The sequence below is a fragment of the Paraburkholderia sp. BR10872 genome (assembly GCF_040965835.1).
GTDB classification, from domain to species: domain Bacteria; phylum Pseudomonadota; class Gammaproteobacteria; order Burkholderiales; family Burkholderiaceae; genus Paraburkholderia; species Paraburkholderia nodosa_A.
The window spans coordinates 61,622-72,166 of the sequence record NZ_JBFRCN010000047.1 but is presented as its reverse complement, the minus strand read 5'-3'; the positions used below and the strand labels follow the sequence as shown (position 1 = coordinate 72,166).

Annotated in this window: 9 protein-coding genes; all 9 read right to left on the bottom strand. The window is 60.3% G+C overall.

The features are described 5' to 3' along the window. Positions 1 to 9: 9 nt before the first annotated feature. The 9 genes from AB4Y43_RS29910 to AB4Y43_RS29870 all read right to left on the bottom strand — a co-directional run bounded on the left by AB4Y43_RS29910 (position 10) and on the right by AB4Y43_RS29870 (position 10,544). Positions 10 to 156 carry a hypothetical protein gene (locus tag AB4Y43_RS29910; RefSeq protein WP_368729440.1) on the bottom strand — a complete coding sequence of 49 codons (147 nt, stop codon included), beginning with the start codon at positions 154 to 156 and terminating at the stop codon, positions 10 to 12. Positions 157 to 205: 49 nt separating this feature from the next. Further along, positions 206 to 589: a BON domain-containing protein gene (locus AB4Y43_RS29905; RefSeq protein WP_069267261.1), complete on the bottom strand. Its 384-nt coding sequence runs from the start codon at positions 587 to 589 to the stop codon at positions 206 to 208. Positions 590 to 616: 27 nt separating this feature from the next. Continuing rightward, positions 617 to 1,762, bottom strand: a complete 1,146-nt coding sequence (locus tag AB4Y43_RS29900) for a porin (protein ID WP_368729439.1) — start codon at positions 1,760 to 1,762, stop codon at positions 617 to 619. Between the two features lie 63 nt (positions 1,763 to 1,825). Further along, a complete protein-coding gene (locus AB4Y43_RS29895) occupies positions 1,826 to 3,112 on the bottom strand; it encodes an MFS transporter (protein WP_342950003.1) in 1,287 nt (428 codons plus the stop codon). A 148-nt stretch (positions 3,113 to 3,260) separates the two neighbouring features. After that, positions 3,261 to 3,914: an SRPBCC family protein gene (locus AB4Y43_RS29890; RefSeq protein WP_368729438.1), complete on the bottom strand. Its 654-nt coding sequence runs from the start codon at positions 3,912 to 3,914 to the stop codon at positions 3,261 to 3,263. Beyond that, positions 3,902 to 5,476: an alpha/beta fold hydrolase gene (locus AB4Y43_RS29885; protein ID WP_368729437.1), complete on the bottom strand. Its 1,575-nt coding sequence runs from the start codon at positions 5,474 to 5,476 to the stop codon at positions 3,902 to 3,904. Before AB4Y43_RS29885 ends, AB4Y43_RS29890 begins: the two co-directional genes overlap by 13 nt. Further along, positions 5,473 to 6,720, bottom strand: a complete 1,248-nt coding sequence (locus AB4Y43_RS29880; RefSeq protein ID WP_368729436.1) for a CaiB/BaiF CoA transferase family protein — start codon at positions 6,718 to 6,720, stop codon at positions 5,473 to 5,475. Before AB4Y43_RS29880 ends, AB4Y43_RS29885 begins: the two co-directional genes overlap by 4 nt. Before the next feature lie 4 nt (positions 6,721 to 6,724). Next, the gene (locus AB4Y43_RS29875) at positions 6,725 to 9,670 is read right to left on the bottom strand and encodes a molybdopterin cofactor-binding domain-containing protein (protein ID WP_368606108.1); all 2,946 of its coding nucleotides are present in this window, start codon (positions 9,668 to 9,670) and stop codon (positions 6,725 to 6,727) included. 7 nt (positions 9,671 to 9,677) lie between these two features. After that, on the bottom strand, positions 9,678 to 10,544 hold the full coding sequence (locus AB4Y43_RS29870) for a xanthine dehydrogenase family protein subunit M (protein WP_368729435.1): 867 nt from the start codon (positions 10,542 to 10,544) through the stop codon (positions 9,678 to 9,680). Position 10,545 lies beyond the last annotated feature (1 nt).

The window sequence follows — 10,545 nt, the reverse complement described above, 5'->3', positions numbered from 1 at the left end:
CCTGGCGGATCAGACGCCCGATGAGGCATACTTCGCGACGCTGCCAGCGATCAAATCGGCAGCATGATCGCCCCGGACGCTCCACTTAAAATCTCGGGACCCTGTCCGAACAAGCGACGCCACCTCTTCCAGCACCTCGAAATCGACACTGTTCATGCTCACATTCTCCTACGGTACGCAGTCGAGCCGCGTCATGCACGTGCGCCTACTGACTGCCAAACGGCGTTTTGACCGTCAGCCGGTTGGTCACGGACCTCACGCCGGGAACGCCCCGCGCGATCTCCGTCATCTCACCGATGTGTGAGGCATCAACCACCGTCCCGTCGAGCGTCACCGCGCCGCGCTTCACCACCACGCTGATGGCGCCCGCGTCGATCTCCTCGTGCTGTGCGATTGCCGCGTAGACCTTGCGGCGCAGCGCAAAATTGTCCTTCCGGCTACTCGTCTGCGTGACGCTGCCGGAGGCTTCGGTCGCTGTGCCTTTCGACACGGTGCGCGCTTCGCTCTCGCTGGCCTGCGCCCAGACGTGAATAGATGTTGATCCAACCAGCAACCCGACAGCGATTTTCAGTGCCCTGCTTGTCTTCATTCATTGCTCCAATCAGCCACGGTGGGATCAGAAGGTGTGCCGAATGCCAATCATCGCGGCGGTGCTGGAGGTACCCTCAGGAACCGGCGCGGCGTAGGCGATCGCCTGGCTCATCTTGCCCCGGTTATTGACATGGCCAACCTGTACATAGGCGATAGTGGTCCTGGACAAACTGTATTCGGCGCCCACCGCGTACGCATCCGATTGATTGGATGAAACGTTGCGGTCCTTGAGGTAATAAAAGCCAGAGGTGACCTTGAAAAACGGCGTGAACTTGTAGCCGAGCCCCGCGGAAATCATCTCGAAGTCGGCCTGACCGCTGTTCGCCGGATCCTTGCCGATGCTGTATGACGTCGATACTGACAGGTCGCGGAACGTGTACATCGCGCCGAAATAGTAAAAGCGATTGTTATCGCGCCCGGTGGACGGTGCCGTGATGATCGCGCCGATCGCTGTCGTCGTGAAGGGATTGCTGTCGTGGCCGTTGTAGTAAGCAGCCGAGAGATTGAGACCGTAGTTCGAATACCTGAGCACGGCAGACTCGCGCGTGCCACCCTGGGATTGACCGGCGACGCCACCCGGCGCATATTCGAGTCCCAGTGATAGACCGTGAAATTTCGGCGACTGGTAAACGATCGCGTTAGAGTCGTACAGCGCACCGATCGCTCCGTTTGTACTGGTGCCCTGCCAGCCTGCAGCCTGATTCATGCCAAGCCATGCGGTGAGGATACTGCCGAAGAATTGCGCGCCCCGTACGTCGGTGTCGGCCATCGCAAATATTATCGGCACGAACTGACGGCCCGCATCGATCGAACCGAAAGGACCGGAGATGCCGATCGTCGCTTGCTGGTTGAAGATTGCGCTGACGCCCGGTGTGTCGGACAGTCCGAACTTCCCGTTGGTACTGGTGAATGCTCCCTGGAGCTTGAAGTTGACCTTGTAACCACCGCCAATGTCTTCAACGCCCTTGAGCCCCCAGAAACTGGTGAAAATACCCGCGTCCTTGAGTGCGTATAGGTGGCCGAGATTCATTTTCGACTGGAAATTCGGCGCATTCGCGCTTTGATACAGCAATCCCGTATCGACGGCGCCATACAGCGTCACCGACGATTGCGCGTGTGCCGCGACCGTCCACACAAAGACCGTCGAGGCGACGATCACTTTCATTTTCATGCTGTCTCCAATGTCATATTTTTTGGTGGATGCGGCCACGCTTCGAACTTCCACGTCGTCTTTTCAGCCCGTTTCCGGCCCGAAAAATATGGCGGCCAATCCCATTCCGAATACGGTTGCGAGAGTGATTCCCACCACACGGAATCCCAGATTCGCCGACGCAAACGACACGAGCAACGGTCCGAACGCGGTAAAGAGACGGGCCATATTCCAGGCGAAGCCTTGTCCTGTGGCGCGAACATGGAGCGGAAAAAGCTCAGTCAGGTACAGAGCGACGATCCCAAATCCGCCCATTGCGAAGAAACCGAATCCAAGCATTGAGAAATAGAACGTCCCCAGTGTTTTCGCCGCTCCAAAAAGGACAACGACTGCAATCCAGGCGCCAGCACAAAACACTGCGTAGACGATCCGTCGGGAGACACGCGGCATCAGACTGACGAGGAGCAGAATCGAGGCGTATCCAAGCACCGCACCGGCGTTGGTCGCCATGAAAGCGATGCCCGTCTGTCGCGTGAATTCCGCGCTGCCGGCGGATGGGAAGAACTCTCTCAGCAACGTGGGAAAGATGATGGATGCCCCCCAGCCACCGATCATCATTGCCGAGGCAATGAGCGTTCCGACAATGGTTCGACGGCGCAACGGGCTGCCAAATATCTCCGATATCGAACCCATTTTCGGACCTGCGTGACGCATTGCGGCCGCACGTGACTGCTCCCAACTCGCCGATTCCGGTGTGATGAACCGCAGGCCAAGGCTCGCGAGTGCCGGTGCCGCCCCCACGCCAAGCACCCAACGCCATCCAGCGCCTGAAAGCAGGATCGCGAGCGCGGAGGCGGCAACCAGCCCCGCCACATTGGCAACCTGCATCACCTGAACGGCCTTCGCCCTGTGTTTTTCTGGCCAGGTCTCCACGACAAGCGCGGCGCCGGCGGCCCACTCACCACCGATTCCAAAGCCCGCCAGCATCTGAAACAGGAGGAGTTGATACCAGTCTCGCGCGAAGGCACCGGCTGCCGTGAATACCGAATAAATCAGCATCGTGCCGAGCATCACTCGCGCTCGCCCGAACCGGTCTGCCACGATACCGGACAGAATCCCGCCGATGCCCCAGCAAAGCAGTTTCGCGCCGACAATGAGCCCTCCAATCCGCATGACGCTGCCCTGTGAAGCCCCGAGCAGGTCGTGAAGGGCCGGAACCATGATCATGGTGAACAGGTAGAGATCCATTGCATCGAACATCCACCCCACAAACGCGGACGCAAGTACAATCCAGGCGGCCTTGCCCACGACAGGAGCACCAACATTGCTCCCATGGTCTGTCGACTCGAAAGGAGTCGAGTTCGTTTCCATCTTCCCATCTCCTGCTTTGCACTACTTATGATTAGACAAACAGTTCCGGACACTTCGATGGCATCGCGTGCTGGCATGACAGGGTTCAGTAGAAGCGGCTGCCGTTTGCCCGCCTGACCAAACTGAACAGAAACATGAACGAAGGGAACTATGACGAACGCGGTCTGGCAAACCACCGCCTGCACTTCAAAACCAGCATTTTCCACAACAAGCCGAGTACGGAAATCTCGTTCGTTGAGCGTGCTGCGTTGTCGCGGCGTGTTGCCGCCACGGGTTCTCTGTCTCCGGTGGATGTCGAAGCGAACGCGTTTGTGTCGTCCAGGGGCAACGCTGTTTCAGCCTGCCGGTCCGCAAGTTTCTCCAGCAAATTCGCCGCGAATTGACGGACCATCTGTTCCGATACGGCATTGATGATTCCAACGCCGCGGCCATACTGCGCCACCTGCCCCGCCATCTGCACACTGGTGCGAACGTCAACCTGGGTGCCGGCGGCTTCATTGAGGCGTGATAGAGAAAACGTGGTCACCGTATTGGCCGATCCGCGGTTTTTGGTCTCCTGCCATGTGGCCTCAACGGTCGCCGTATGCGCGTCACCCCACGGGGCGCTCAAGGTGACCTTGCCGGAGAACTCCATCGCGATTGGACCCAGCTTGACGCGAATCAGCCCCCTGTACGAGTCCTTGCCGAGTGTGTCCGTGAGCGTCGCACCGGGAAAGCAGGACACCACCAGCGGAACGTCGAGTAGTGCGTTCCAGGCGTTCTCGATAGTCGAGTCGACCGAAAAGCGATTTACGATCTCCATACTTCTCCACCTTCATCCGTGTATTGCTCAAACTGGCTTAATAAAACGTCCGCGTACGCATCGGGCGCGTCGACACATGCAAGGTGCCCGGCAGCGCGCAGCGTCCGTTCCTCCGCCCCATGGATTCCTTGCGTCAACTGCGCCGATACGGTTCTGGGTACACTTCCGTCGAGTTCGGCGTTGAGCACGAGTGTCGGGACCTCGATGTCGCACAGAAGACTGGAGACGTCATCCGTGGCAATGGCGTGCAATATCTCCAGGTAATCCTTTGAAGCGATGGCCGCAATCTGCTGGGCAAGTCGCTCCCGCTTCGGGTACGCCGTGTTTCTGTGGAGGGTCTGCTCCACGTACATGCGCGCAAAGAGATGCATTGGCAGCTTTTTCAACATCCCTTCGGTTGCTGCGAGCCGCCTGGCTACCGTCGGTCCGGAAACGCTTGCGTAAGCACTCGACAAGACCATGACAGCCACGCGTCGACCCAGCTTCGCGGCAACGCGGATTGCAGTGAGTCCCCCCATCGAGATACCCACCAGGCCAAAACGGTCGAGACCGATGGCCCCCGTCACCGCAACAACGTCGCTGGCAACCGCGTCTGCATTCCACGCGCTTCGCTTCGTCGAGTCGCCGTGACCGCGGGCATCTATTGCCACGACTCGATAATTCGCGGTGAGTGCGGGCAGAATATCGTCCCACAGCGCGCTCGATGTGCCGAGACTATGGAGCAAAACGACCGCGGGCCCGTTGCCGATGTCGATATAGGCAATGCGCTCGCCGTCGACGCTCAGAAACCGCTTGTCGTGAGACGGCGCGAACGGCGCTGTCACGTCGAGGCGAGCCGCAATCGATTCCGCCAAAACGTCGGCGGCAAGCTTTGACGAATCCGGGCCGGCCGATTCGCGCAGGAAGGTCTTGATTCCGAGTAGTGCCTGCGGAGCCCGGCTGTTCATGAACGCGATGAAATCGTCCTGCGCGTTGTCCAGTTCCCAAGGAGCGACTATTTCGCCGATGAGCCCATACTCCAGAGCGGTCGTCGCGTCGATGGGCCGACCCGTCAAAACCAGACGCGAAATCGCCTTGACATGGACACGCGAGATGAGCACGGACATCAGCAGTGCAGGAGCAAACTGCTTCTCCAGTTCGTTGGCTTCGAACTGGCTGCGCACGTCGGCGACTGCGTAGTCGCTCGCTGCAACGATTGCGCAACCCATACCCGAAGCGAGCCCTTTGACGAAACACGCAACCGGTACCGCACTCGAACGGATTGCCTCATAGAGTGCGAGAATGGGCACCGCGCCCCGTTCCTTGATTGCAGGGCGTGGATCTTCCATTGGGGAAAGTGCCGGCGGTGGCGAAGAGGCCCGGCCTGTGCAGAAGTTCTCGCCTTCGCCGGACAACACGATTGCCACGGTGCTCTCGGGAGGGTCACTGATCACCTCTGTGAGCGCTCGAGTCATTGCGTCATCCAGCTCGTTCCTGCCGTCAGCACTGTTCAGGGCAATGTGCAAAACATGACCCTTCATCTTCAGCAGAAGATTTTCATGCATTCCGATCTCCACGTTCATCGCGATTTCACGCCGGGTGATGGCATGCCGGGTACAAACTGCCGAACAACCCCCTGGTTCTGAAGTGTCCTCAGTTCGTCAGTATCCAGCCCGACGTACTCTCCGAGCACGACGTTCGTATGCTCCCCCAGATGCGGTGGGTAACTCGCATCGACAGGCCCCGAGGTATCGAGCTTGATTGGATTGCCGGGCACGCGCACATGAGATCCCGCTCCGCTGCGAAGCTCGACGAGCATGTCTCTGTGCGCGACCTGGGAGGCGTTCAGTGCTTTATCCACCGTCTTGACCAGAGCGGCCGGAATCGAGGCCGAATTCAGCAGATCGAGCCAACTCTGCGCGGATTCGGACCGAAAGCGCACCTCCAGTATTTCCCATAGCGCCGCCTTGTTTGCGAGGCGTTCGTCCGGATCCTTGAATCTCGGGTCGTGGACGAGGTGTGGCAAACCGACTACCTTGCACAGGTCCGCCCACATACGTTCGGTGTTGGCGGTCACAACCAGTGAAACGCCGTCGCCACATTCGAACGAGCGGTAAGTCGGTATCGAATCGTGGCCTCGTCCCTGGGGTTCCGGCACTTCACCCGATAGCAGGTAATAGGCGCCTTGATAACAAAGCATCGCGATTTGCGCATCGAGCATCGACACATCGACGAACCGTCCTTCGCCGGTAGTCTGGCGCTCGACCAGCGCAGCGAGTACGCCCATTACGCCGTACATGCCGGCCGCCAGATCGCCGATCGGAATGCCAGCGCGAACGGGCGCTCGCCCAGGCTCCCCGGTCAGACTCATGCCCCCTGACATCGCCTGCACGATCATGTCGTAAGCGGGAAGATCCCTGTCCGGGCCGGTCTGTCCGAAGCCGCTGATACTGCAATAGACGAGCCGCGGACTGCGCGCGCGAAGCTCCGCGTGACCGAGCCCGAGCCGCTCCATCACACCGGGACGATTGTTTTCGACGAGGACATCTGAATGTGCCGCCAGTTCCCGAACGAGTTCGGCTCCCCGCTCCGTCTTGAGGTCAATGACAACGCTCTTCTTGTTGCGATTGACCGCAAGATAATAGGCGCTGTCGCCCTCTACGAAATGCGGTGGCACGCCGCGTGAAAGTTCGCCCGCCGGCGGCTCGATCTTGATGATCTCAGCGCCGAGGTCACCGAGAATTTGCGTTCCGAAAGGGCCCGACAGGAACTGCGTGAGATCCAGAACCCTCACGCCGCTCAGCGGACCGGTTTTTCCAGATTCCATAGCGTTATCCTGCAAGTTCTTCGTTCGAGGTGTGTTGGGGAGCGGCGTCGCTGTAGGCGCCTGCGGCATGCAGCCGATCAGAGATCATTTCAGGCAGCACGGGAGTTTCGTCAAATCGGATAGACCAACGGCTCAGCGCATCCTCGATGGCACTGACGATCGCCGCGGATGCAGGAATCGTCCCGCCCTCCCCGGCGCCTTTGACGCCAAGCGGGTTGTTCGGCGAGGGCGAAACGAGATGCGCCATCGCGATGTGGGATGGCATGTCGAGAGCGGTCGGCAGCAGAAACTCCGCGAAATTCGTCGCAAGCGGCTGGGCATTCTCGTCGTAGGCATGCCGCTCGAGCAGCGTATTTCCGATCCCATGGGAAATCGCGCCAATCACCTGCCCTTCGACGAGCATCGGATTGATCACATTCCCGCAATCGTGCGCAACGCCATAACGCAAGACCTTTACGTAGCCAGTCCCGATATCCACCTCGACTTCCGCGAACGCCGTTCCGTTGGCGTAGACACTGGCTTTCGGGGAGAAATAATGCGTGACGGTCATGCCTGCATCCAGCCCGTCAGGAAGCGTGAACCCAGGTATCCCATAGGACATCTGAGCGATTTTCCCGAGCGGCAACGCCCTTTCCGGCTGACCTCGCGCGCATACGACGCCACGCGCGATCTCGATCTGGTCCAGCGGAACTCGAAGGGCGTTCGCAGCCAGCGCCCTGATTTTTCCCGCGAGCTTGCCGCATGCAATGTGGACTGCATTTCCGGCGTTGACGGTGATCCGGCTCGCGAATGTCCCGACACCCATTGCAAGCTTGCCCGTATCGCCGACGACTACCGTGATGGCATCCATCTCGACACCGATCTGATCGGCTGCGATCTGGGCAAAGATGGTTTTCATGCCTTGCCCCTGCGCGCCGGCGCCACCGACGTCCAGGTGTATGCGTCCGTCGTTTTGCAACGTGACTTCCGCCCCTTCATAAGGACCGAGACCACAGCCTTCCACATAATTGGCAAAGCCAATGCCAAGATATCGTTGCCGCGTGCGCGCGTCCTCCTGGCGGGCGCGAAATGCGTCCAGACCGGCAAGCTCCTCTGCCTTTTTCTGGGTCTCCGGATAGTTGCCGGAGTCATACACCATCTGCGAACCGTCGCGGAATATCAGGCCAGTTTTGTACGGTAGCTGTTCCGGCTGCACGAAATTGCGACGTCGAATTTCCAGACGAGTGAGGCCGAGCTGGTCGGCTGCGGCATCGAGCATCCGCTCCATCGCGAATACCGCTTTAGGCCGCCCCGCACCACGCACCGGCGTGGTGGGTACCATGTTCGTGCACGCGACTTTCAGCTTCACCTGGAATGCCGGGACGACGTACGGACCCAGCGACGAGGTCACCGCGATGATCGGCACGACTATGCCCCAAGGCACATACGCACCGTTATCGTGGACCACGGAACCGCGCACGCCGAGGATCTTTCCGTCCTGGTCGAGCGCCATCTCGAGATCCCACAGTTGATCGCGCTCCTGGGTAATACTCAGGAAGTGCTCGCGACGATCTTCGGTCCATTTGACCGGCACACCCAGCCTGAGTGCAGCCGAGGCCACGACGAACTCTTCCGGATAGGCGATACCCTTGGGACCGAACGCCCCTCCAACGTCCGGCATGATGACCCGGATCTTCGCTTCGTCGTAGCCGAGCGCTTGCGCGAGGAGACGTCTTTCGAGATGCGGCGCCTGGCCTGAATTCCAGACGGTCAGATCACCGGTGCCGCCATCGAGCCGCGCGAGGGTTGCGCGGCACTCCATCGGGTGCGCAGTTGCGCGATGATGGAATATCTCGCGCTTGACCACGTGCGCTGCGCTTGCAAAGGCCGAGTCGACTTCGCCGAAAGCAAACGGCATGTCGAGCAGGAGGTTTGTCGGAACGTCGCTGTGAGCCCGTGGCGCATCCGGGTCGAATATCTTCCTGATGTCGCCGGCAACAGGCAGTACCTCGTAGTCGATCTGCACCAGGTTAGCGGCGTCTTCCGCGATGTACCGGCTTTCGGCAAGGACAACGGCAACCGCCTCGCCGACGTAGCACACCTCGTCCGCAGCCAGCGGCGACCACATGCGCGGCTCATTGAGCATGTGAGTGGGCGCCAGGACAGGCAAGGGCCGCCGCAGCGCTTCGTCCAGGTCGGCCAACGTCCAGACATGCTGCACGCCCGGTACGGCCTTTGCTGCTTGCGTATCGATGTGCCTGATGCGGGCGTGCGCGTGCGACGATCGCACGAAACAGCAATGCAACGTTCCAGCAAGGTGGATATCGTCGACGAATTGCCCCTCGCCTTTGAGCAGCGCTGGGTCTTCGGTGCGCTTGACGGGTTTGCCGACATATCGCGCGCCCACGGCCGACTCCGAAGGGGCATCGCTGCTCTTCGAGTGTGCGGTAACCAGACCGAAAACTGGATCGGGCTCGCCGCGCATTCTCGCTGCGGCGAGCAGCGCGGCTTCGACTATGGCCTGGTAGCCCGTGCAGCGGCAGATATTGCCGCTGATCGCATCACGAACTTGCGCCTCGGACGGGTCGGGGTTGGCCCGCAGAAACTCCGTGAGTGTGGTCAACATGCCCGGGGTGCAGTATCCGCACTGCAACGCATGGCGATCCTGAAACGCCTGCTGCAGGATGCCTAGCGAGCCGTCGGCATTCGCCAGCCCCTCTACGGTTGTGACCTTCCGCCCGTCGACCTGGCCACAGAGCTGAAGGCACGAGCGCATGGAACGTCCATCCACCAGCACCGTGCATGCCCCGCAAACACCATGCTCGCAGCCATAATGCGTGCCGGTCTTGCCAAGCCGGTGACGAAGAAAATCGCCGAGCGTCACTCTGGGGTCGATGTCGCAGGTCACAGCCTGTCCGTTCAGTTCGAAGGCAATCCTTGCCTGTTCCACGAATTCGATTCTCTGATCCATGATTCCCTCAGCTTGCGTTCAATGCGCGAGCGAACGCACGCCCAAGCGCACGCTCGGTTACGGTGCTCGCGAGGCGTTGCCGATAGGCGGCACTGGCACTCGTGTCGCCAAGGGCATCGATCGAGCTTGCTCTGCCGGCTGCTGCCTTTGCGAGACCGTCGCTGGGCTGCTGTCCCTGGAGGACGTCGTCGAACTGCAGACGGCAAGGTTTCCTGCCCATGCCGCACAGGACCACGTCGGCACGGCGGATAGCGCGATTGGCGTCGACGGACACCATGGCCGCGGCCCCGACGATTGCGAAGTCCCCATGCCTGCGCGCGAATTCCTCGAACGCATAGCCGTGCGGCTCGTTCCAGATGCGCAGGCGAATTTGCGTCACCATTTCGTCCGGTTCGATCGAAGTCGTCATGAAGCCGCACGCGAACTCATGAAACGGGATGCGCCGCTCTCCGCGGGGGCTCACGGCGACGATGGTCGCATTGAAGATTTCGGCGAGTGCGGGCTGCTCCGAGGCCGGGTCGAGATTGCAAACGCTTCCGACAAAAGTGCCCCGATTTCGCGTCTGAATATGACCGACCAATCGATACGCCTCGACCATCAGCGGTGCGTATCGATGAATCAAGGGAGATTGCTCGATATCTCGCTGGCGAACCAGTGCGCCGATGCAGGCCTCGCCGCCTTCCAACGCTATCCCGTCGAGGCCGGGTATCGCGTTCACGTCGATCAGATGGTCCACATACGCGTAACGCATGGCCAGCATCGGCATCAGCGTCTGCCCGCCAGCGATGAGGCGTGCGTTGTCCAGCGTGGCAAGCAGCTCGACGGCACGCGCCACGCTTTCCGGGCGGTGCCAGGTAAAGGGTGCTGATTTCACT

Excerpts from the sequence above, each read along its gene's own strand:
- AB4Y43_RS29895 (WP_342950003.1), bottom strand. The coding sequence starts at position 3,112 with ATGGAAACGAACTCGACTCCTTTCGAGTCGACAGACCATGGGAGCAAT.
- AB4Y43_RS29890 (WP_368729438.1), bottom strand. The coding sequence starts at position 3,914 with ATGGAGATCGTAAATCGCTTTTCGGTCGACTCGACTATCGAGAACGCC.
- AB4Y43_RS29880 (WP_368729436.1), bottom strand. The coding sequence starts at position 6,720 with ATGGAATCTGGAAAAACCGGTCCGCTGAGCGGCGTGAGGGTTCTGGAT.
- AB4Y43_RS29875 (WP_368606108.1), bottom strand. The coding sequence starts at position 9,670 with ATGGATCAGAGAATCGAATTCGTGGAACAGGCAAGGATTGCCTTCGAA.
- AB4Y43_RS29885 (WP_368729437.1), bottom strand. The coding sequence starts at position 5,476 with ATGAACGTGGAGATCGGAATGCATGAAAATCTTCTGCTGAAGATGAAG.
- AB4Y43_RS29900 (WP_368729439.1), bottom strand. The coding sequence starts at position 1,762 with ATGAAAATGAAAGTGATCGTCGCCTCGACGGTCTTTGTGTGGACGGTC.
- AB4Y43_RS29910 (WP_368729440.1), bottom strand. The coding sequence starts at position 156 with ATGAACAGTGTCGATTTCGAGGTGCTGGAAGAGGTGGCGTCGCTTGTT.
- AB4Y43_RS29905 (WP_069267261.1), bottom strand. The coding sequence starts at position 589 with ATGAAGACAAGCAGGGCACTGAAAATCGCTGTCGGGTTGCTGGTTGGA.